Here is a 22,459-nt window from a genome sequence, read left to right as displayed (position 1 = left end):
GAGCGTGAGAGCAGCAACGGCATGAGCAGCAGATACAAGACGGGCAAGGCCACGCAGATCTGGCGGAGCGCGACGAACCATATGGCTACGGGGCTGGCGGTGCTCAGCACGGTGCTGGTGGTTGCGCCGCTGATCGCAATCTTTGTCTACCTTATTTACAAGGGAGCCAGTTCGCTGAACCTGGCATTCTTTATCAAGACTCCGCGGGCCGTCGGTGAGCCGGGCGGGGGAATGGCCAATGCCATCGTCGGGTCGGCGCTGCTGCTCGGGATCGGCAGCCTGATCGGCGTTCCGATTGGAATCGCCAGCGGGGTATTTCTGGCAGAGTTTGGACGCGGCGGCAAGCTGGCCAATGCAGTGCGCTTCACGGCGGATGTATTGAACGGCGTCCCATCGATCGTGATGGGAATTGCAATCTATTCGTTGATCGTGCTGCCGCAGAAACATTTTTCCGCATTGGCAGGCGGCGTGGCCCTGGGGATCATGATGATCCCGACGATCACGCGCACGACGGAGGAGATGCTGCTGATGGTGCCGCACTCGATCCGCGAGGCAGCGCTGGGGCTGGGCGTGCCCAACTGGCGATCGGTGCTTTCGATCACGCTGAAGACGGCTTCACCGGGCATCATCACGGGCTGCATGCTGGCCTTTGCGCGCGTAGCGGGTGAGACGGCGCCGCTGCTCTTTACGGCCTTTGGCAACCAGTTCTGGAGTGCGAACCTGAATGAGCCGATCGCCGCGTTGCCACTGCAGATTTATGTTTACGCCATCTCTCCCTATGATGAATGGCACAGGCTGGCGTGGGCAGGCTCGCTGGTCCTGATTGTGCTGATCGTGCTGTCTGTCTCGCTGGTGCGCTTCGTGACGACGCGCGGAGTTCTGAAAGGGGCGAACTAGGTGGGTGTCGGAATTGAAGTCAAGGACCTGAACGCGTGGTATGGCTCGAACCATACGCTGCAGGACATCAACCTGAATATTCAGCCTAACGAGGCGACTGCGCTGATCGGCCCGTCAGGCTGCGGCAAATCAACGTTTGTCCGCTGCCTGAACCGGATGCACGAGACCAACCCCATAGCAAAGGTCACGGGATCGGTGCGGATCGGCGATCTGGATATCTATAACGATGCCTCGCCGGTAGAAGTGCGCAGACGCATTGGGATGGTGTTTCAACGGCCCAACCCTTTCCCGACGATGTCGATCTATGACAATGTTGCCTCGGGACTGCGGCTGAACGGCTTTCGCAATCGCCGTGTGCTCGATGAGGTGGTCGAGCGCTCACTGAAACATGCGGCGCTGTGGGACGAGGTGAAAGACGAACTGAAGAAGAAGTCCGGCGCAAGCCTCTCGGGAGGCCAGCAGCAGCGGCTTTGCATTGCGCGGGCGCTGGCAGTGGACCCGGAAGTGCTGCTGATGGATGAGCCCGCTTCGGCGCTGGATCCGGTGTCGACGGCGAAGATTGAAGACCTGATCTTTCAGCTGAAGTCGCAGTACACGATCATTATCGTCACGCACAACATGCAGCAGGCCGCCCGCGTGGCGGAGAGAACGGGATTCTTTTTGAACGGGAAGCTTGTCGAGTTTGATTCCACTCACAAGATATTCACAAACCCCCGCGACAAGAGAACCGAAGATTACATCACGGGCAGGTTCGGATGACGCGGGTACGGTTCCATCAAAGTCTGGAAGACCTGAAAGAGAAGCTGCTGGTCATGGCGGGCATGGCGGAGCAGGCGATCCAGCGGGCGATCGAGGCGTATCGTGTGCGCGATCTGTCGATCTGCGACCTCGTGGATCGCGGCGAAATGGCTATCAATCGCTTCGAGCGGGAGATCGATCAGACGGCTCTCGACCTGCTCGCGATGGAGCAGCCGATGGCGATCGATCTGCGCTTCATCCTGGCGGTGATCAAAATCAATGCCGATGTGGAGCGAGTGGGCGACTCTGCTGTGACTATCAGCGATCGCGTGCGTGACCTGCAGGCGTTTCCGGTGGCGGATCTGCCAGTCGATATTCCGCGGATGGCGACGCTGGCCGCGGCCATGGTGCGGAAGGCACTGCAGTCGTTTATCGAGGCCGATGCGGAGATGGCGCAGTCGGTACTGTCAATGGACGACAGCGTCGATAAGCTCAATGGGAATGCCTATTTTTCGTTGCTGAACCTGATGAAGCAGGAGCCGCAGATGACTCCGCAGGCGCTGCATGCACTGATGATTGCTCGCAGCCTGGAGCGTGTTGCCGATCATGCCACGAACATCGCTGAGGACGTCATCTTCTGGGTGAGCGGAGCAGATGTGCGGCATCACATGAGCGTTCGCAACCACAACGAATCTCAAGACTCCCAATAGTCCAGCCTGGAGAGACGTGGATAGTAGAGCGCCAGGCGGAGGGGAATGTCCTCTCCCTGCGCAGCCCTGAGCACTTGGCCGTAGAGCGCGAGTTGCGGCTCATAGATCTTGCGCTGCAGGGCCAGAAATGTTTCCACGTCACCATGGGTTGTGCTCGTCTTGTAGTCGACGATCCATAGACAATCCTGCCCTTCGGCGAGAGGCTCGCTGCCGGCGCGGAAGATGCGGTCTGCCCGCACGGTGCGCAACTGCTGGTCGATATAGCCGGTCCAGGAACTCTCGGAGCGGGCGTCCCTGCGCTGACCGAGCAGCCACATTCCGGTTGCATCGCTGCGGACGGACCGGAGTGCCGCCTGAATCTCCTGCATGGCCTTACGGTGATCATCGCCGGTGATGGAGGCCGCGCGCAGCATCCGCTCGGCCTGTTGCTCAAGCAATGCTGGACTCGAATCTCCATAGTCCGCGATTGCCTGCAGCAGCGCGTGGACGATCGAGCCGGTGATGCGTGAAGATCGGGAGCCCTCGGGGCGCTTGAACTCCCTGGACTTCTCCGCCGCGAGAGGATTTGTAGCTGACAAGGTTACATTCTCGGCTGTATGCAGTGGTAAAGCCGCAAATTCGGCGGGCACCCGGCGAAGCGTGAGAGGGGGAACATCCGCAGCAGCGGCGAGAGCGGCCAGCGGCTGCTGCGGGAAGGCGATGAGATTGTTCTGGGTGCGGTGCTCGTATTGGCGGGTGAATTCCTCTTTGAGGGCCGGCCACGCACTGGCAAGCAGGCTGGTGTTGTAGCTGGGCACGACGCCGGTCTCTTTGCCGTCCTTTTTGGTGATGACGGCGTTGCCGAGGAGGTGCAGCTCCGTGCGGGCGCGTGTGCAGGCCACATAGAAGAGCCGCTTCCGTTCTTCCTCTTCGCGCCTGTTGATTAATCCGCGAATCCACTCGTAGAGCGGCTCGGTTTCGCTGCCTTTGCTGCCGATGGGGGCGAGCAGGAGTTCACGCTCAAGATGGTCAGCCGGTGCGGGCCGCTCGAGAGCGTTTACGAGACCACCCTTGGGGGGCGGCGGCCTGCGGTCGAGGCCGGGGACGATAACGACGTCAAAGCCCAGTCCTTTGGATTTATGGATGGTCATCAGCTGCACGCCGCATCGCTCGCTGGCTGCGGGGTCCGGTTGGGCAAAGAGACGCGTGAGTTCGTGGTCGAGCTGATCGGTGAAGCAGGCGATGCCGTCGAGGGAAACTCCATCCAGCATCTGGAAGAACACGCTCGCATTTTCGCGAGCTGCATTATCGAGAAGGAGATGGCCGCCGAGTGCGTGCCAGGTGCGCTCGATCCACGTGGAGAAGGATGGCGCTTCAGCCTGTGCGTAGCGAACGGCAAGGGCACGTTCGAGCACGGTGCGTGCTCTTTGCAGGCGAAGCTGACCGTCGGCGGTGAGCAGGTGTGCATGCGCGGCGATGAGCTCGATGACGGACTTGTGCTTGTGCAGCGGGTCATCGTTGCCACAGAGCGCATGCAGATCGCGCAGGGTGAGACCGCACCACGGGGCGCGCAGAGTGGCGAGCCATGCGATACGGTCCATGGGATGAAGCAGTGCGCGGGTGAGCGAGAGAAGATCGCGAATTTCCTGACGTTCGCCAAGCTTTTCAAGTTCGATGCTGCGGAAGGGGATGGCCTCGGCACGCAGCTTTGCAGCGATGGCGGCGAGGTGATTTTTTGCGCGGCCAAGCACGGCGATGCGGAACTCGGCACCGGTGGCCTGCGCGTGTTCGATGGAGGGCAGGTGCGTGCGGATGATTGCAAGTACCGTCTCAGCCTCCTGCCGACGCGCAGCTGCGATGTCTTCGCGATCGGGATGAGCGCCTTTGCCACGACGGGCGAAGGTTGCGTGGATATTGATCGCCTGCCCGGTATGGAGAGCTTCCTCCGCGAAGGAGGGTGAGAAGGGAACGGACGTTACAGGGTCAGCGGCGCTGGCGAAGATTCTTTCAAAATGACCATTGAGAGGCTCGACGAGCGCGTGATGGGAACGGAAGTTGCGCGAGAGGGTGAGCGAAGAGCAGCTCCACTGATGGGCGACAGTGATGCGTCCCTGACGCTGCACGCGGGTGAAGAGTTCGACCTCGGCCTGACGGAAAAGATAGATGGACTGCATCGGGTCGCCGACCAGGAAGCAGGTGTGGCCATCGTGATCGGCCCAGTCAGCGGTGATAGCGGCGATGAGCTGATGCTGGCGAAGCGAGGTGTCCTGAAATTCGTCGACGAGCAGGTGATGGATGCGCGCGGTGGCAGCGAGGGTAGCCTCGCCGGGCTCGCGGAGGACCGTCTCGGCGGCGAGACTGGCTTCGACGAAGTCGATGACGTTGCGTTCGGCGAAGAGGACGCGCAGCTCTGCAACCGCGATGCGCAGGATGACGAAGATGGCGCGCAGGGTCTGCCACTGCTCTTCACTGTAGCTAGCGGGTGGCAGAGTGCGGACGCGGCAAAGGAGCGGCAGGAGTTCCGGATTGCGGGCGAAACGTACAAGCAGCGCCTCCATGCGCTCCTTCTGCCGTTTGTTCTCCTTGGGGAAACCGTGGTTCTTGTTGAGCTGCTTACGCCATTCGTTTTGATCGGTGAGGAGTAGATTGCAGAGACACCCCCAGTGTTGCGTCAGATGTTCGGATGACTCGGGTAGCGAGCGGAGCTCGGAGAGCAGCGCGATGTCGATCTTGTTTTCATTGGAGCAGGCGTAGCGGGCGAGCTCCATGAGTTCATCGACGTGGGCCGGCTCGGAGCTGAAGGCGCGGTGCGCCTGCTGGAGCACGTCGCGAATGGCGCGGCGGATGTTGGTCTCGAGCGAAAGGCGAATGTCTTCCCAGTCCACTTCACTGGAGAGGGGAAATGCGTGCAACCACTGGTCGCGGGTGGCGAGCATCCGGGTGAGCAGGTGCTCTGTCCCGCCGAGCGAGTTATCGCGAAGCGTGAGCAGCCAGTGCAGCGCAGCGTTGAGCTCCTCGCTGGATGAGCCGAGGTGTCCGAGGGTTCTGCGCGCGGCTTCTTCGTAAAGCGCTGAGGTGTCCTCTGACGGCTGGAGATGTCCCCCGAGCCGCGCGAGCAGCGGTTGCTCGTGCGCGAGGCGCAGGCAGAGGGAGTCGATGGTCTGGATATCGAGGCGCTCGGGCTGCTCAAGCAGACGCCAACCGCGCTGCTCAGAGTGCTGGAGGGCTGCGTGCGCAATGATGGCGCGGCCCGGATCGGGAAAGTCGCGGCCGTCTCTGGCGCGCTGCAGATCGTCGAGAATACGCGAGCGCATCTCGGCTGTTGCGGCGCGTGTGAAGGTGATGGCTAGAATCTCCTCAGGCTCGTTTACGGCAGCAAGCAGCTTGAGGAAGCGGCGGGTGAGGAGATCCGTCTTGCCTGAGCCAGCCGGGGCCTGAACGAGGAACGAGCCCGAGGTGTCGAGCGCAGCCTGGCGGGCGGATGCGTCCTGATGTTTTAGCAATTCATCCTTCATCGTCGTCGTTGTCTTCTTCGGTGAGGGCCTGGAGTTCGGCGACACGGCATAGTCCGGGCAGCGCGCAGTAGCGGCATGTTTTTGCGCCGTGCAGGGGGTTCACAGCCGCCTCGCCGTGGAGAAAGTCGGCTGCGAGGTTGAGCAGTGCACTCTCCCACGCTTCAGGCCCGGTGTCGCCGTAGATGTCTCCGATCTTTGCGATATCTTTCGGCAACGCGGCGAAGTGTGCATTGGTTTCGGCAGCGATGAGCCCCTCAAACTTGCAGGCGTTGGCGCGAAGCTGAGCGAAGAGCACGCCCTGCAGATCGTCAATGCCTCCGAAGAGGGCATAGACGGGAAGCTGCGGCTCGTCGGGGCGTTCGCCCTGCCATGCGTTTGATGTGACCAGGCTGGTTTTGTAATCGATGAGGAAGTGGCCGCCCTCGGGGAGACGATCCACACGGTCGGCGCGGAGGTTAAGCCGGAGGCCGCTGATGTCGATATTATCCAGACGCTTCTCTACATGTTCGACGGTAAAGGGCCCGCGCTGCGCCTCGATGGCCAGCCAGTGGCCGAGCAGCGTGATCAGGCGCTGCTGCTCGCCCTCAAGATAGGTGAGCATCCAGTTGTCCCCAGCGGCTTCGCGAGAGTATGGCGCAAAAATGGCTGCTACAGCGGACTGGAGAAGCGAAGCGAGGGAGCCGGTTGCAGTGGCGTTGATGAGCTGATCGCGGGTGGTGAAACCTGCGCTCCAGAGCTGTTCCAGAGCCTGGTGGAGCAGCTTGCCGCGTTCGGCGGCGGTGAGGCCGCGCTCGGTGCGGTTGAGCACGGCAGTGTGCAGGCGGCCCATCGCGAAGGCTTGAAAGGGACAGGCCGCCTGCCGCTTGAGCACTTCGCTGCCACCTGCCGTCCGCTGCTGCGGCCAGGTGAGAACGCCGGAGTCGTCAGGGATGGTTTCGAGGGAAACAGCAGACGCACTCCTGGGCTGCTGGAGAAAGGCGGTGGCTGGTTTCGGCTCTGTAGCGACGAGCGAGGACAGGAGCGGCGAGCAGCGCGACTCGCCGCTCGCTGCCTGGCGCGAGTAGCTGAAGACGCAGACGGGTGCGCTGGCCGCGATGCGCAAGGTGACTGCGTGGGCGAGCTCCCAGTCCTGCTGCGGGCTGGCGTGGGGCATGTTGTGCTTGCGCTGCAGGGCGGCTGGCAGCAGCGGATGGGCGCGGCCTCTGAGCGGCCAGGCCTGATCGTCTATGCCAAGGAACCAGAGGATGTCGAAACGCTGGCCGGACGCCTCCATGGCTCCCATGACCTGGATGGGGGCATCGTAGGACTCAAGCGAAAAGATCGTTTCGGAGGCCTGCGCGGTGAGGGTGCGTACAAAGTCCCTGAAGGTAGTTTGACTGGCATCGAAGTCGAGCGCGGCGAGCTGATCGAAGAGGTGGTCGAGCCGCTGCTGCGCCTGGTACTGGGCGGAGTCAGGGGTGCGATGGCCCGGCCAGCCGGCAGCCTCAAGCAACTGAGGAGCAAGCTCGGTCCACTCCGACCAGCGGCGGGGCCGCTCCTGCACGAGCCGTAAGGTCTGAAGGAGCCGCTGCGCGACTGCCGGCGCTGCGCTCGAGAGCTTGCGCCGAGCTGTCTCAAGAGGTAGCTCAGGGGAAAGTGCTCCCGTGTCGCGCCACCTGGCATCGAGCGCGGCGAGAGTCAGGGCTTCTCCTTCACTGGTGGCGAGAAAGCCGGAGAGCAGCAGCCAGGTGGCCTCTTCTTCCGGCAGCGGCGTTGTGAGCCACTTGAGCAGCAGCAGGGCGGCTCGGACGACAGGCACGGAGGCGAGGGGAGAGCCGAGCGAAAACTCATAAGGAGGCCGACTGGCTGCCGCGAGAATGCTGGTGTCCCGGGGGGTGAGGATGCTGCGGAAGATGCGGTCGATCGCAGGCTGTACGCTCTTCAGGTCAGGGACGAGAATGCCGATGCGGAGCGATGGGTCAGACGCGAGCTGTTCCCGGCACCACGTAGCGCAGGCGGTGATCTCTTCGCGCAGTTCATTGGCGCAGATGAGCGTGCGGCTGCCGGGTGGGGTTTCCGAGTCGAGATCGCCAAGGAGTGTGCCGCGGGCATGAAGAGCGTCAAGCAGTCGCTGCTGCGAGGGCAGGAGGCGGTCGAAGCCGGTGCATAGCAGTTCCGCGGGAGCTGGGATGCGGCCCTCCTCGACAAGCGATGCCAGCAGTTCATCGCAGCGGCTGCTGCTTGCCCATCCCCGGCGGGAACATTCGGCATCGAAGGCCGCGGCCCAGCTACGGAAGTGTTCGCTGTCGAGCGTTGTCCAGGGCTGCCGGCGCTGGTCGTGAGCGCAGTAGCGGGAGAGCAACGCATAGGCCTGTTGCGAGAGATGGGCCAGGCTGTCCGGCGAGACTACGGCTACGGCTTCACGCTGCTGAATGCGCTTCCAGAGGACGCGCTCCTGCTGCGTGTCGAGGAGCAGAGGCAGATCCGGATAGGTATAGAAGGCCTGACGCCAGAGATCGGCGGTCCAGCTCTGCCAGTCTTGAACAGAGGGTGTGGTCCAGGCCTGATAGCCCTGCGACTGCTGGGTGGCCGCATAAGCCTGATGCAGAACCCGTGCGGCACGCGCGTTTGCGGTGATCACAAGAGCCCCGCGTTCCATCGCATCAAAAAGGACGGAAGGGATACGGTTGCTGCGAATCAAAAGCGAGGACACCTAGCGAGTGTAAACTGTCCTGTGAAGCGAAACATTCTTAGCATGACGTTGCTGGCGTTGGTGCTTGCGGGCTGCCGCAGTCATCCCAATGCAGCTGGGATTGCCGCGGCGAACGATACCTCGGCAAAACACTATCCGGTTCGTGGCAAGGTTGTCTCGACCGATGCAGCCCGAGGCGAGGTGACGCTCGATTCGGCGGCTATCCCCGGATTTATGGAAGCGATGACGATGCCGTATCGCCTTGCCGATCGAAGCATCCTCAGCGAATTGCATCCGGGCGACAGCATTACGGCGACCCTGCTGGTCTCCGACAAGGGCGACTTCCTTGACCAGATCGTCATCACCGCGCAGGCAAAGCCCGATTACAAGCCGAGCTTCTTTTACCATCCGCTGAAGCCGGGCGACGATGTTCCCGACTTCAAACTGCTGAACCAGAGCGCAAAGACGATCCATCTTGGTGAGTTCAAGGGCAAGGTGCTGCTGATGACTTTCATCTACACGCGCTGCCCGCTGGCGGATTTCTGCCCGAGGATGAGCCGGAACTTTGCACAGCTGGACAAGATGCTGGCGGCGGACCCGGCACTCTACAAGAAGACGCACCTGCTGAGCGTGAGCTTCGACCCGGACTATGACACTCCCAAGGTGCTGCGCAGCTACGGCGAGGCTTATACCGGGAAGTATACGAAGGAGAACTTTGCGCACTGGGACTTTGCGGCGCCGAACAAAAAAGATCTCGCTCCGCTGCTCAGATTCTTCGATGTGGGAGCGACGCCGGAGAAGGACCGTACGATCACGCATTCTCTCTCCACGATCGTGATAGGGCCGGATGGCAAGGTCTACAAGTGGTATCCGACGAACGACTGGACGCCGGACCAGATCTTCAACGATGTGAAGCAGCTACTCGGAGGCAACAAGAAAGCATGATCGTGATCCTGATGGGAGTTACGGGGACGGGAAAGACGACCATCGCAAACGAGCTTATCGCGGCAACCGGCTGGAAGTTTGCAGAAGGCGACGACTACCACAGTGAGGCAAACCGGGCGAAGATGAAGGCGGCAATTCCGCTGAATGACGCTGATCGCGCGCCGTGGCTGGAGACGCTGCACCAGGTGTTGCTGGGCTGGCAGCAGCAGGGGGAAAGCGGCGTGCTGACCTGCTCGGCTCTCAAGCAGACTTATCGCGATACGCTATCCTCGGGATTAGCACCCGGGAGCTATCAGTTCGTGGTGCTGGAAGCTCCGAAGGCGCTCATCGCCGAGCGGCTGGCGAAGCGGCACCATGAATATATGAACCCGGCGCTGCTGGACAGCCAGCTGGCTACGCTTGAAAACCCGAAGGATGCCTTGCATGTTTCCGTGGAAGGGACACCGGTAGAGATTGCACAGAAGATCCTCGACGAGCTGAAGGTGACGGCTATTCATCCTCTGCAGTAAAGCCGCAGGGAAGTAAGAACCATACGATTTTTGTGCTCTGGAGGCACACGCAACAATGGCAAGACTCACGATTTCATTCGGTATTGTTCTCATTCTGCTTGGGCTGTTTTCATTTATGGCGACGGGCGCCCATGCGCCTACTTCGCTGATTCCGGCGTTCGCAGGGCTACTGCTGGTCATCTTCGGCTTTCTTGCGCGTACGGATGATGTGAAGAAGCGGATGCTCCACATGCATATCGCCGTCACGATCGGCCTGCTCGGCTTTCTCGGCACGGCGAAGGCGCTGGTGGACTTTGTGCGCATGAAGCAGGGTGTGCAGTTTGCGCGTCCGGTGGCCGTCGAGGAGAAGGCTGCGATGGCGGCGCTGCTGCTGGTTTACGTGGTGCTGTGCGTGCGGTCGTTCATCGCGGCGCGCAGAGCGCGGGCCTAGATGATGCGTCCCGGTTCCATGTCGGCAAGAGCTGAGCGCAGCACCTCGTCGCGTGGGGCGGCGAAGGGCGCGGCGGCGGAGATGCCGAAGCGCAAGCCGCAGCTCAAGAAGGTGCTGCCGGAGGTGTGGCGGCTGATTCGCCCACGCCGCGCGCTGCTCTTTCTGGGGCTGTTGCTGATGGCGGTGAACCGGGTCTCAGGGCTGGTGCTGCCCTGGTCTTCAAAATATCTGATCGACACGGTGCTGAACCACCACCATGCGGAGAAGCTGCTGCAACTGGTTGGTCTGGTTTTTGCAGCGACAGCTGTGCAGGCAGCTACTTCCTTTGCATTGACCCAGCTGCTTTCAAAAGAGGCGCAACGGCTGATTGCGGATCTGCGCAAAGAGGTGCAGCAGCACATTGGCAGGCTCTCCGTCAGCTTCTATGACAGCAACCGCACGGGGGTGCTGGTCTCGCGCATCATGACCGATGTTGAGGGCGTCCGGAACCTGATCGGAACGGGGCTGGTCGAGTTCGTGGGCGGCATCATGACCGCCGCGATTGTGTTTGGCTATCTGCTTTACAGCAATCGCAATATGACGCTGGCCGTCTTCGGCGTGGTGGCCTTGTTTGTCGTTGTGCTGCAGAAGGCATTCAAAACGATACGGCCCATCTTCCGCGAGCGTGGCCGGATCAATGCCGAGGTGACGGGCAGGCTCACCGAGTCACTGGGCGGCGTGCGCGTGGTCAAGGGTTATTTCGCAGAGAAGCGTGAGGCGGGCGTCTTTGCCGGCGGTGTGCAGCGGCTGCTTGAAAACGTGATGCGGTCGTTGACGGCGACGAGCACGCTGTCGTTCGCAGCGACGACGGTCATGGGTGTTGTGGGCGGGATGGTGATGCTGCTTGGTGGCCGCGCTGTGCTGCACGGCCAGATGACGACCGGCGGCTACTTCCAGTACACCTTTTTCCTGGCGATTATGGTTGCGCCGGTCTTCCAGGTGGTGAACGTCGGTACACAGTTGACCGAAGCGGTCGCCGGGCTGGATCGCACGATTGAAATCCTGGAAGAGAAGGACGAGTTCAGCGACCCGAAGCGAGTGACGACATTGGGTGAGCTGCGCGGCGAGGTGAGGTTCGAAGATGTCCGCTTTGCCTATGAGGCTGACAAGCCTGTGCTGCATGGGATCACCTTCGATTCACAGCCTGGGACAGTAACGGCGCTGGTGGGTTCGTCGGGTTCAGGCAAATCGACGATCATCAGCCTGGTTTGCGCCTTCCACACACCCGATACAGGCCAAGTGCTGGTGGACGGGATCGACCTGGCGACCGTGAAGCTCGACAGCTATCGGAGCCAGCTGGGCGTGGTCCTGCAGGAGTCATTTCTCTTCGACGGGACGATCCGCGAGAATGTCGTGTTCTCTTATCCGGAGGCGACGGACGAGGAGTTTCTGGAGGCTTGCCGCATTGCGCGAGTGGATGAGTTTGCGGAGCGCTTTGCCGATGGCTATGAGACGATCGTCGGCGAGCGAGGCGTGAAGCTGTCTGGCGGCCAGCGGCAGCGGCTCTCGATTGCGCGGGCGATCCTGGCCGATCCTCGGATACTGATCCTGGATGAGGCGACCTCATCGCTCGATTCAGAGTCGGAGGCGATGATCCAGCAGGGGCTCAGCTACCTGATGCAGGGGCGGACAACGTTTGTGATCGCGCACAGACTGTCGACGATCCGGCGGGCAGACCAGATCCTTGTTGTGGAAGGCGGACAGATCGTGGAGCGGGGAACGCACGAGATGCTCTATGCGCTGGAAGGTCGCTACTATGACCTCTACACGCGGCAGCACGGCCTGGAGCAGAATCTTTTTCTGGCGCCGGGTGAAGGTGGCGCGGTGCTCGAAACGGAAAGCTAACTGGCGCGCGTCTTCGGCTTGCGGCTGAGCAGATAGAAGATGCCGCCTAGTGCGAGCAGCGAGGCCATCGCTGCAATCGAAAGAATGCGCAGCACGGCAACTGTATAGCGGCCCTGACTTGGGGTGTAGTTGCAGCAGTAGAGCAGCACCATATCGCTGAAGCTGCCGATCTTGTGGTTGCTGGCCTGGATGAGGGCGAGGCGAACATCGCGGGACTGATAGTCGATGCCGGAGAGGTATTTCGACATTCTGCCATCGGGAGTGGCGATCATGATGACACTGGAGTGGGCAAACTGGTCCATTTTGCCATCAGGGCCGGGAACACGAACATAGTGGAAGCCGGTCGCAGCGGAGAGGTCGTTGATCGACTTCTGAGGGCCGATGAGAAAGTGGACATATTTCCCGGCATCCGGCTGGCCGAGCGTCTTGAGGAACTGCTGCTTTGCCTCCGCGGCATCCGATGTCTTGTCGTCAGGATTGATACTGGCGACGACCACATCGTATTCCTTGCCTGCGTGAAAGCCTGTCTGCGACAGCGCGGATGCCATGCCATGCAACACCTGCGGGCAGAGCATGCCGCAGTTGTAATAGACCAGAGCCAGCATGACTGGACGACGTCCGAAGTAGGTGCCGAGGGGAGTCTTCTGACCGGTGGCGTCGGTGAATTCGTCGGCGAGGGGCAGAGGATGGTTCAGTTCCTGACTGATGCCGGCGTTCTTCAGATAAGCGGGCGCGTTCTGCGCGGATGCGCCAAGAGGTTTGTCGGCAGAATACTGTGCGCTGGCGCAAGGAACTGCCAACGCTATGGCAAGCGCGGCGAGTACGAAAAGAAAGCCTGTCTTTTTCACCCTTTAGAATACGCCCGTCCCCGCGCCTCAGGAAGAGGCGCGGGTTATCTGATTTTTATTGAGGAAGCGGCTTGAGCTTGATGGTGCGGCCTGTCCGGGCAGATTCCCGTGCGGCATCGAGAATCTGCATGACGACCATGTTTGTATCGAGCGAGGTGAGATCTCCCTTGGGAACCAGCGAACCATTCATCACGGCGCTCAGATAATGCAGCGAGCCATCATTGGGTGGGGTGAGCGGAGGAGCGGTGATCTCATGCTCCGCATCCTCATTTTTATAGCGAAGGCGCAACTGATCCGGGCCCACGGTGATGGCGTAGCCGGTCGCGCCGTAGACTTCCATATCCTTGCGGGCGAAGGGCCAGTTCCATGAGGGCATCAGCACAGCCTGCGCGTGAGGATACTGCAGGATGATGGTGGCATCGTCGTCCACCCGAGAATAAGTCTCCGGCTTATCGCTCTGGGCGACGGCCGTGACGCTGATGGGAGCCTGGCCGTGCATGAGCCACGTCATCAGGTCGGCGCCATAGCAGCCAAAGTCATAGAGAGCGCCTGCGCCGTTCAGCGCCGGATCAGTGAGCCACTTGAGAAACTCCGGTTGGACGCCGATTTCCTTAGGGCCCTGGTGGCCATCGTGAACGACGACCTTGCGGGCGTCTCCAATTTTGCCGCTTTCCAGCTGGTCGTAGGCTGCGCGATTGCTGGCATACCAGGTGGTTTCATAGTTGACGAGCACCTGAATGTGGTGAGCGCGGGCGGCCTGACGGATGGCCAGAGCATCGGGAAGCGAGAGGGTCAGCGGCTTTTCAACCATGACGCTAAGGCCGTGCTGCGCGGCTGCTTCGATGACCCGGCGATGTTCGCCGATGGAGGTATAGACGAGAAGCGCCTGCGGGTGACGCGCGGCGACCATTGCGTCGAGGCTGCTGTAGAAGAGGCTGTGATCGAGGTGGTACTGCTTCTCGTACCGCGCAGAGAGCGCAGCATCAGCATCGACAATGCCGACGAGCTGCACTTCATGCTGCCTGGGAAATTGATTGAGGAAGCCGCCGACATGGCCGTGTTCGAGTCCGACAATGGCGACTCGAAGCGGCTGTTGTGCATGAGAGAGTGCGGGTAGGAAAACAGCCAGAGCAGCAACGGCCAGCTTGCGAAGAATCATCTTGCCTCCGATAAAGCTTCAGGCCTCAAACATGTGAGGCCTGTGACACACGAATTTTACTCTTCACCCTTGTCGCCGAAGATGTTGCCCATGCGGCGTATCTGCGCGCCGACGCCACGGAGCTTCTCCTCAATGTGTTCATAGCCGCGATCCATGTGGTAGACGCGGTCGAGGATGGATTCACCGTCGGCCACCAGCGCCGCCAGGACCAGTGAAGCAGAGGCGCGGAGGTCAGAGCACATGACGGCAGCGGCAGAGAGCGGCGCTTTGCCGCGCACGGTCGCGGTGCGGCCATCGACCTTGATGTTTGCGCCCATGCGCGCGAGTTCCTGCACGTGCATGAAGCGGTTCTCGAAGATGTTTTCGGCAACCACTGAGGTTCCCTCGGCCTGGGTAGCAAGCGCCATGTATTGCGCCTGCATGTCCGTGGGGAAACCGGGATACTCTTCTGTGGAGATATCGGTGGCCTTCAACGCGCCTTCGCTGCGGACGCGAATCTGGTCCTTGGCAATAATGTCCACGCGGACGCCGCTCTCTTCGAGCTTTTTGAGGACGGCGCCGAGGTGCGCCGGGTTGCAGTTGGCGACGCAAAGGTCGCCGCCGGTGATCGCCCCTGCCACGAGAAACGTGCCTGCCTCGATGCGGTCGGGATTGATGCGGTGGCGGGCGCCGTGAAGCTTTTCCACCCCCTGGACGCGGATGGTGGAGGAGCCCGCACCTTCAATATTGGCCCCCATGGCGGTCAGCAGGGCAGCAAGGTCGGTGACCTCGGGCTCCCGGGCGCAGTTTTCCATCACGGTTTCGCCCTCGGCGAGGACCGCGGCCATGAGCAGGTCTTCTGTGCCGGTGACTGTGATCTTGTCGAAGACGATCTTGGCGCCCTTGAGCCGCTCAGCGCGTGCCTCGATGTAGCCGTGCTCGTAGCTGATCTTGGCGCCCATGGTTTCAAGACCTTTGATGTGGAGGTCGATGGGCCGGCCGCCGATGGCGCAACCGCCGGGCATGGCTACGCGGGCGAGGCCGGTGCGGGCGACGAGCGGCCCGAGCACGAGCGACGAAGCGCGCATCGTCTTGACGATTTCGTACTTGGCAACAGGGTCTGAGAGCACACGGCAGCTGATGGAGGTGCGATGCTGGGCGCGGCCGTAGCCTAGCTCGACCTCGGCGCCCATGGAGACGAGCAGCTTGCGCTCGGTTTCAATGTCGCGTACCTGGGGGATGTTTTCAAGGATGACTTCATCTTCGGTGAGAATGGCTGCCGCCATGCAGGGAAGGGCCGAGTTCTTAGCGCCGCTGACGCGGATGGTGCCCAGCAGCGGATTACCGCCGCGGATAACAAATTTGTCCATGACTTAGTTAGTGTAAATGGCTCGGCTGGTGAGCTCCGGGCTGAGAAAAAGTCTAGCGGTGGCGGGGGTATCTGGCTATATACTTCGCTCCATGATCCGGAAAGTTTCCCTCGCTCTTGCGGCCATTGCCGCCATCACTCCCGTGTTGTCTGCCCAAACCCCAGCAGCCTCGCCGCACTCGATGATGCTTGACGATCTCTTCAAGCTACAGGATGTAGGAGCACCGGTGGTCTCGCCTCATGGCAACTGGGTCGCCTACACGGTGAACACCACCGACGTGGCGGCGGATAAGCGGGTGACCCACCTGTGGATGACGAACTGGCAGGGCACGGAGGACATCGAGCTGACCTATGGCGATGAGTCGGCCAGCGCGCCGCGATGGTCGCCGGATGGGAAATATATATCCTTCCTCTCCGGGCGCAAGGGGGCGGCGAAGGGCACGCAGGTGTGGGTGCTTGACAGGCGGGGCGGTGAGGCGAGGCAGTTGACGGATGTAAAGGGAGAGCTCTCAGCCTATGAATGGTCGCCGGATAGCAAGCAGCTGCTGCTGGCGATCAAGCCCAGCGACGAACCGGAGAAGCCGGAAAAGAAGGAAGGCGAGGAAAAGCCGAAGCCGATCGTGCTGGACCGCTACCACTTCAAGCAGGATGTGGTGGGCTACCTGCGGGATAACGAACACACGCAGCTCTATCTCTACGACCTGGCCACGCACAAGCTGGAGAAGCTGACTACGGATCCGGCGTTCGATGAAGGCCGGGCTGTCTGGTCGCCGGACGGCAGACGCATCGCGTATGTGAGCAACCATGATGCAGACCCGGATCGCACGACAAATACGGATGTTTTTGTTGTGGATGCAAAGGCTGGATCGACAGCACGGAAGCTGACAACCTTTGACGGGCCCGATGCCGGAAAGCTGGCCTGGAGCCCGGACAGCACGCAGGTAGCGTACCTGCAGGGCAGCGAGCCGAAGTATGAGGAGTACAACCAGTTCAAACTGGCGGTGGTAGGTGCGGATGGGGGCGAGCCGCGCGTGCTGACAACCAAGCTGGATCGCGCGGTGTCGCAGCCGGAGTGGTCGGCGGATGGTAAGTCGATTGTGGTGTTGGTCGAGGATGACCGCTCGCAATATCCGGCTTCAGTAAACGTGGCAGACGGGACGGTTCGCAGACTGGTGAAGACGCCGGGGGTGGTGCTGACCCATGATGCGGCGGCCGGTCACGCGGCGGCACTCTGGTCAACGGATGAGACGGCGCCGGAGATCTTCGCGCTGGAAGATGGCAAGCTGCGCAAGCTGACCTCCCACAACGATGCGCTGCTGGCCCAGTTGAAGCTGGGCAAAACGCAGGACCTTTCTGCAAAGACGAAGGACGGCAATGAGGTTCACGCCGTGCTGACGTTGCCTCCAACCTATGCAGCGGGGAGCAAGGTTCCGATGCTGCTGCGGATTCACGGCGGCCCGGATGCGCAGGATGCGCACATGTTCAACCCGGAGCGGCAGCTCTTTGCAGCGCGCGGCTATGCGGTACTCAATGTGAACTATCGCGGCAGCGCGGGGCGCTCGGCGAGTTACCAGCAGGCCATCTTTGCTGATTGGGGCGACAAGGAAGTGATCGATTTGCTGGCTGCGGTCGATGAGGCGGTGAAGGAGGGAATCGCCGATCCTGATCGGCTGGGCGTGGGCGGATGGAGTTACGGCGGCATCCTGACGGATTACACAATTGCCAGCACGACACGCTTCAAGGCGGCGATCAGCGGAGCGGGTACGGGCAATCCACTGTCGCTTTACGGCGTGGACCAGTATGTCTTTCAGTACGACAACGAGGTGGGCTCGCCGTGGAAGAACCCACAGGCTTATCTAAAGCTGGGCTACCCGCTCTTCCATGCAGATCGGATCAAGACGCCGACGCTGTTCATGGGAGGCGACCGCGACTTCAACGTGCCGGTCGTGGCGGGCGAGCAGATGTATGAGGCGCTGCGAAGCCTGAATGTTCCGACGGAGCTGATTGTTTATCCGGGGCAGTTTCACGGCTTTACCCGGCCAAGCTTCATCCGCGACCGCTACCAGCGCTACTTCAACTGGTACGACAAGTACCTGATGCCGAAGCCGTAAGGCGGTCGATGGCAGCCGCGGCCTGGTCAAAGCGCTGCTGCCAGTCGCCGTGCAGCTCGACGAAGGGCAGTTGCTTGTGATCGAGAACCTCGCGGAAGCGGGCGGTCATCCACTCGCGGAAGTGTTCGCCATCGCGGATTTCGTCGGCGACGAAGGGCACATCGCACGCGGTGAGCAGGTAGAGGTCGATGGGATGGGCGGAGGCCAGCGCCTCGATGGCGCGATTGCGTGTCCCGAGATAACGCTCCTGCCAGATGGAAACGGCGAGGATATCCGTATCGCAGATAAGGAGGCCGGCAGCGTGCTGTTGGGCCTCCTTTTCAGCAGCCAGCTGGCCTTTGGCTATCTGGAGGAAGTCGGCTTCCGTCCAGTGAATGGCATCCATTGCGCCGAGGCGGGCGGCGAGCTCCAGGGTGTATTCGCGGCCGTATTCAGGCACCCATGCCGTCTGGTAGTGTTGCGCGAGCCGGGCGCAGAGGGTGCTCTTGCCTGTGGATTCGGCGCCGACGACGGCTACACGCTTCATACAGGGAGGACCTCGGCGCGCAGGGTCGCTCGCCAGCGCGTATATCCGGAGACGCAGAGGGCAAAAAAGATGGCGTAGAGCACCGCGGTGAGGTAAAGGTGCTTATAGCAATAGAGCGCGATGTAAATGACATCGGCGACCATCCAGACGACCCAGTTCTCAAGGAGCTTGCGGCCCAGCATGAACTGAGCGGTGAGGCTGAGAGCGGTGGTGATGCCGTCTCCCCACGGGACGGTCGAATCGGTATAGCGACTGAGAATGAGGTGGAGCAGGACGGCCGAAACGATGGTCACGAGCGAGAGCGCCCAGGCCATCCGCGGGGAAATAGTGCGGATTTCGCTCGTACCGCTGCGGCGCTCCCCTCGCCGCAGCCAGAACCACCAGCCGTAGATGGCTATCGACATATAGAAGAGCTGCAGGCCGGAGTCGGCATAGAGCTTTGCCTGCCAGAAAACGATGAGATAGAAGATGTTATTGGCGATGCCGATGGGCCAGTTCCAGATATTTTCCCGGATGGCCAGAAAGACGCACAGCACACCGGTGATAAAGCCGAGAATCTCAACCGTACCCATAGTGCCGATGGTATCGCAGTGTACGTTTTTATCAGGGGAAAGCTGTGTGATTAAGGTCACGCAGGAGATGCCCCCCGGATGCTACTCTCAGACTCGATGGAGATATCAAACAAGCTGGAAATTGGGGACGATCTTGCAGCACGTTCCGGGCTGCTTCCGGGCGTAGGCGGTACGCGATTTGTCAGGGCATGTCTGCGGCGGCCGGTAGACCGCACGCCGGTATGGTTTCTGCGGCAGGCGGGGCGTTATATGCCGGAGTACCAGGCGGTGCGGCGCCACCATACGCTGCTGGAGATATGCAGGGATCCTAAACTCGCCGCCGAGGTAACGATTACGGCCGCTGAGAAGCTGGATGTGGATGCGGCGATCATTTTTGCCGATCTGCTGCTGCCATTTGACTGCATGGGGCTGGATTTTGAATTTCTGGCCGGTGAGGGCCCGGTGATTCACAAGCCGGTGCGGACCGCGGAAGACGTGATGCGATTGCGCACGGACAGGGCTTCAGAGCTTGGCTATGTCGCCGAGGCGATCGCCAAGGTTGTCGCCCACTTCAAAGACCGGCTGGGCATTATCGGCTTCTGCGGTGCGCCCTTCACGCTGGCCAGCTACATGATCGAAGGCGGCGGATCGCGCAACTATATCGAAACCAAGAAGCTGATGTATCGCCAGCCGGATGTATGGCGCAGGCTGCTCGACAAGCTGGCAACGGTGCTGCGCGAGTATGCGGCGCAGCAGGTCGAGGCCGGGGCGGACGTGATCCAGATCTTCGACAGCTGGGCGGGTGCATTGAGCGTCGAGGACTATCGCGATTTTGTGCTGCCGGTGACGAAGACCCTCGTGCGCGAGGTGCAGGCGATGGGTGTGCCGGTGATCTACTTCGGCGTGGATACGGCGAGCCTGCTGCCGGCGATGCGTGAGACGGGCGCCGATGTGCTCGGGCTGGACTGGCGTACGCCGCTCGATGTTGCATGGCGCACACTGGACTACAGCTGCGCGGTGCAGGGGAACCTCGATCCGATCACACTGTTTGCCGAGCCGGAACTGATCCGCACGCGCGTGCGGCAGATCCTGACGCAGGCGGAGGGACGAGCAGGACACATCTTTAACCTGGGACATGGGATTGTGCCGGGCACGCCGGTTGAGAACGTACAGCATGTGGTTCGCTTCGTGCGCGAGTTTGCAGCGGAGGCGAAACGTGGCTAAATCCGGGGTGATTCTGCTGGCCCACGGAACCCCCGATGCGCTCGATGAGATACCCGAATACCTGCGCAACGTGACCAGCGGGCGACCCATGCCCGAGTCCGTGATTGAAGAGATTCGCCACCGCTACTCGCTGATCGGGCAAAGTCCGCTGACCGGTCTGACGATGGAGCAGGGCCGGCTGCTGGCAGAGAAGCTCGATCTGCCGGTGTATGTCGGGATGCGCAACTGGAAGCCTTACATCGTCGACACGGTGCGGCAGATGCGTGCCGACGGCGTGACAGATGCAGTTGCTGTCTGCCTGGCGCCGCAGAACTCGCGTACCAGCGTGGGACTCTATCGCCGCGCCGTCTTTGCCGAGGCGGGCGATGCGATCAAGATCGACTTTGTCGAGGGATGGGCCGATCACCCGTTGCTGGCGGATGCCTTTGCGGATCGACTGAAGGCTGCTTTTACGCGGGAGCAGGCACAGATGCCTGTCCTCTTTACGGCGCACAGCGTGCCTTGCAGGACGATCCAGACGCAGCCAGCGGTTGAGGGCAAAGCCGCTCCGGCTCCTGATCCTTATCCCCTCGATGCGAAGCAGACCGCAGCCCTGGTGGCTGAGCGCTTTCCGGGGCTGAGATGGTTTTTCGCCTTCCAGAGTCAGGGCATGTCAGGTGGACCGTGGATCGGACCGAGCGTTGAAGACACATTGAAGGCGCTGCGCGAGGAAGGCCACGAGGCGGTGATGATTCAGCCGATTGGCTTTCTCTGCGATCACGTAGAGATCCTTTATGACATCGATATTGGCTTCAGAGAATTTGGCGAGAAGATCGGCCTCCGGGTTACCCGTCCCGAATCGCTGAATTCGTCGCCGCTGCTGACCGAGGCGCTCGCTGAGCTGGCTCGCGGTGGTCTGGCGCGGCTGCAGGCATGAGTGGACGCATAGCGGTAATTGGCGGAGGCATCAGCGGTGTAGCTGCGGCCTATGAACTGGCTCTGCAGGGCAGGGAATTCGTGCTCTACGAAGCGTCGGCACGGCTTGGCGGCATTGTCGAGACGGTGCACCATGAAGGTTTCGTGGTCGAGTGCGGGCCGGACTCTTGGGTGAAGGAAAAACCCTGGGCACGAGAGCTGGCAATCGAGCTGGGGCTCGAAGACGACATTATCGCGTCGAATGACACGGCGCGGCTCACCTACCTGGTGCGCGGCAATACGCTCGCCGCGATGCCTGAGGGGATGCGCATGATGGTTCCCGCGAAGTGGGAGCCGCTGCTGAGTTCGCCGCTCTTTTCATGGCAGGCGAAGCTCGCCTACCTGCGAGAGCCCAAACGAGCCGAGGAGTTGAAGGCTGCGGCGCTTGCCGATGGCGCTGACGAATCCATTGCTGATTTTGTGCGCAGGCACTTTGGCGATGAGGTGACGGACACGCTGGCCGCGCCATTGCTTGCGGGCATTTTTGGCGGCGATATCGCGAAGCTGAGCGCTCGTGCCGTGATGGCCGGATTTGTAAAGATGGAGCGTGAGCAGGGAAGCCTGATCAGCGCAGTGCAGTCGCGCGCGAGCGCTCCGCAGGCTTCTGTTTTCACCACGCTGAAAGGCGGCCTGCAGAGGCTGATCGATGGCATGGCAGCTAAGCTGCCAGCGATGTCAGTACGCCTGGGCGAGGCGGTGAGCGGGATCGAGCGGCGGGGGGCCGGCTGGCAGGTTACAGGGCTGTCCGGTGAAGAAAGCTTTGACGCGATCATCATCGCTACACCTCCTCACATCACGAAAAAGCTGCTCAAACCGGTGGACGCGAGGATGGCTTCGCTGGTGGAGATGGATGCCACGTCCGCGGTGGTTGTTGCGCTTGCTTTTACGCCGGAGAACGCGCAAAAGCTGCGAATCCCCCGGGGGTTCGGATTCCTGGAGCCGGTCAGCGGCAAGCCAAATGGGGATGGCGAGCCGGCGCTGCTCGCCTGCACTTTTGTTCACCAGAAGTTTTCGCATCGTGCACCGGCAGGAGGAGTATTGCTGCGGGGATTCTATGGCGGCGAAGCAGCAGGAGCGATGGCCGGTCTCTCCGACGACCAGATCGCTGCGACCGCGCATCGCAGACTTTCGCGGCTGCTGGGCCCGCTGCCCACCCCCGATTTCAGCCTGGTGCGGCACTGGCCGCTTTCGCTGCCACAGTACGGAGTCGGGCACCTGGAGCGGATGGCGGAGCTGGCAAGCCTGGAGCGTGCGCAGCAGGGACTGCGACTGGTGGGCAACGCCTACCACGGTGTGGGACTGCCTGAACTGGTTCGCCAGGGACGGGACTCCGCTCGCTCCCTGACGCGATAAAGCACTCTTTCGTGTGAGCAAAATCCGTATTACAAAGTAGACACCTGACCGCCACGCAGGCGAGTTCATTCTGGCAAGATGTAGTTAAGTTGCAGACGTGAACGGGT

At 61.4% G+C, this 22,459-nt stretch carries 18 protein-coding genes; 11 read left to right on the top strand and 7 right to left on the bottom strand.

Features of this window, described 5'->3' with window-relative positions; translation table 11 throughout:
* The first annotated feature begins 21 nt into the window (after positions 1-21).
* From pstA to phoU, 3 genes are read left to right on the top strand one after another with little or no spacing between them, the layout of a single operon-like run.
* Positions 22-897 (top strand): phosphate ABC transporter permease PstA, encoded by an 876-nt coding sequence (gene pstA, locus C7378_RS06315; protein WP_131993554.1) that lies wholly within the window; start codon positions 22-24, stop codon positions 895-897.
* Positions 898-1,656, top strand: a complete 759-nt coding sequence (gene pstB / locus C7378_RS06310) for a phosphate ABC transporter ATP-binding protein PstB (protein WP_131993551.1) — start codon at positions 898-900, stop codon at positions 1,654-1,656.
* Positions 1,653-2,345 carry a phosphate signaling complex protein PhoU gene (gene phoU, locus C7378_RS06305; protein ID WP_131993548.1) on the top strand — a complete coding sequence of 231 codons (693 nt, stop codon included), beginning with the start codon at positions 1,653-1,655 and terminating at the stop codon, positions 2,343-2,345. Before pstB ends, phoU begins: the two co-directional genes overlap by 4 nt.
* On the opposite strand, the gene C7378_RS06300 is transcribed toward phoU, so the two are convergent.
* Both C7378_RS06300 and C7378_RS06295 read right to left on the bottom strand, forming a co-directional pair.
* Complete coding sequence (locus C7378_RS06300) at positions 2,330-5,839, bottom strand: UvrD-helicase domain-containing protein (RefSeq protein WP_131993545.1); 3,510 nt, start codon at positions 5,837-5,839, stop codon at positions 2,330-2,332. The two genes, phoU and C7378_RS06300, sit on opposite strands and share 16 nt — an antisense overlap.
* Positions 5,829-8,459: a PD-(D/E)XK nuclease family protein gene (locus C7378_RS06295; RefSeq protein WP_207901361.1), complete on the bottom strand. Its 2,631-nt coding sequence runs from the start codon at positions 8,457-8,459 to the stop codon at positions 5,829-5,831. The genes C7378_RS06300 and C7378_RS06295 overlap by 11 nt, the downstream gene beginning before the upstream one ends.
* Positions 8,460-8,573: 114 nt before the next feature.
* Here C7378_RS06295 and C7378_RS06290 point away from each other — a divergent pair, with 114 nt between their 5' ends.
* From C7378_RS06290 to C7378_RS06275, 4 genes are read left to right on the top strand one after another with little or no spacing between them, the layout of a single operon-like run.
* A complete protein-coding gene (locus tag C7378_RS06290; RefSeq protein ID WP_131993539.1) occupies positions 8,574-9,455 on the top strand; it encodes an SCO family protein in 882 nt (293 codons plus the stop codon).
* Complete coding sequence (locus C7378_RS06285) at positions 9,452-9,964, top strand: gluconokinase (RefSeq protein WP_131993536.1); 513 nt, start codon at positions 9,452-9,454, stop codon at positions 9,962-9,964. Before C7378_RS06290 ends, C7378_RS06285 begins: the two co-directional genes overlap by 4 nt.
* A gap of 55 nt (positions 9,965-10,019) precedes the next feature.
* Complete coding sequence (locus C7378_RS06280) at positions 10,020-10,394, top strand: hypothetical protein (protein ID WP_131993533.1); 375 nt, start codon at positions 10,020-10,022, stop codon at positions 10,392-10,394.
* A gap of 18 nt (positions 10,395-10,412) precedes the next feature.
* The gene (locus tag C7378_RS06275; RefSeq protein ID WP_243648106.1) at positions 10,413-12,278 is read left to right on the top strand and encodes an ABC transporter ATP-binding protein; all 1,866 of its coding nucleotides are present in this window, start codon (positions 10,413-10,415) and stop codon (positions 12,276-12,278) included.
* Here C7378_RS06275 and C7378_RS06270 read toward each other — a convergent pair.
* Genes C7378_RS06270 through murA form a run of 3 tightly spaced genes read right to left on the bottom strand, consistent with a single transcriptional unit; the run spans position 12,275 to position 15,634 of the window.
* Positions 12,275-13,126 (bottom strand): SCO family protein, encoded by an 852-nt coding sequence (locus C7378_RS06270; RefSeq protein WP_131993530.1) that lies wholly within the window; start codon positions 13,124-13,126, stop codon positions 12,275-12,277. The genes C7378_RS06275 and C7378_RS06270 overlap by 4 nt on opposite strands.
* A 55-nt stretch (positions 13,127-13,181) precedes the next feature.
* Complete coding sequence (locus C7378_RS06265) at positions 13,182-14,285, bottom strand: Gfo/Idh/MocA family protein (RefSeq protein ID WP_131993527.1); 1,104 nt, start codon at positions 14,283-14,285, stop codon at positions 13,182-13,184.
* Between the two features lie 56 nt (positions 14,286-14,341).
* Positions 14,342-15,634, bottom strand: coding sequence for a UDP-N-acetylglucosamine 1-carboxyvinyltransferase (murA, locus tag C7378_RS06260; RefSeq protein ID WP_131993524.1), 1,293 nt, complete (start codon positions 15,632-15,634; stop codon positions 14,342-14,344).
* Between the two features lie 91 nt (positions 15,635-15,725).
* Between murA and C7378_RS06255 the strand changes: the two genes are divergently transcribed.
* Entirely contained in the window at positions 15,726-17,744 is a 2,019-nt protein-coding gene (locus tag C7378_RS06255; RefSeq protein ID WP_243648105.1) for a S9 family peptidase, read from the top strand.
* Here C7378_RS06255 and C7378_RS06250 read toward each other — a convergent pair.
* A complete protein-coding gene (locus C7378_RS06250; protein WP_131993521.1) occupies positions 17,707-18,270 on the bottom strand; it encodes an AAA family ATPase in 564 nt (187 codons plus the stop codon). The two genes, C7378_RS06255 and C7378_RS06250, sit on opposite strands and share 38 nt — an antisense overlap.
* Entirely contained in the window at positions 18,267-18,902 is a 636-nt protein-coding gene (gene pnuC / locus C7378_RS06245; protein WP_207901360.1) for a nicotinamide riboside transporter PnuC, read from the bottom strand. The genes C7378_RS06250 and pnuC overlap by 4 nt, the downstream gene beginning before the upstream one ends.
* 18 nt (positions 18,903-18,920) lie before the next feature.
* Here pnuC and hemE point away from each other — a divergent pair, with 18 nt between their 5' ends.
* From hemE to hemG, 3 genes are read left to right on the top strand one after another with little or no spacing between them, the layout of a single operon-like run.
* A complete protein-coding gene (gene hemE, locus C7378_RS06240) occupies positions 18,921-20,045 on the top strand; it encodes a uroporphyrinogen decarboxylase (protein WP_243648104.1) in 1,125 nt (374 codons plus the stop codon).
* Entirely contained in the window at positions 20,038-20,961 is a 924-nt protein-coding gene (gene hemH, locus C7378_RS06235) for a ferrochelatase (protein WP_341539127.1), read from the top strand. The genes hemE and hemH overlap by 8 nt, the downstream gene beginning before the upstream one ends.
* The gene (gene hemG / locus C7378_RS06230) at positions 20,958-22,352 is read left to right on the top strand and encodes a protoporphyrinogen oxidase (protein WP_131993515.1); all 1,395 of its coding nucleotides are present in this window, start codon (positions 20,958-20,960) and stop codon (positions 22,350-22,352) included. The genes hemH and hemG overlap by 4 nt, the downstream gene beginning before the upstream one ends.
* Positions 22,353-22,459 lie beyond the last annotated feature (107 nt).

Origin of the sequence: Acidipila rosea (assembly GCF_004339725.1) — a bacterium.
Classification (GTDB): Bacteria; Acidobacteriota; Terriglobia; order Terriglobales; family Acidobacteriaceae; genus Acidipila; species Acidipila rosea.
The sequence above is the reverse complement of the archived record's forward strand: the minus strand, read 5'-3'. Positions and strand labels throughout refer to the sequence as shown.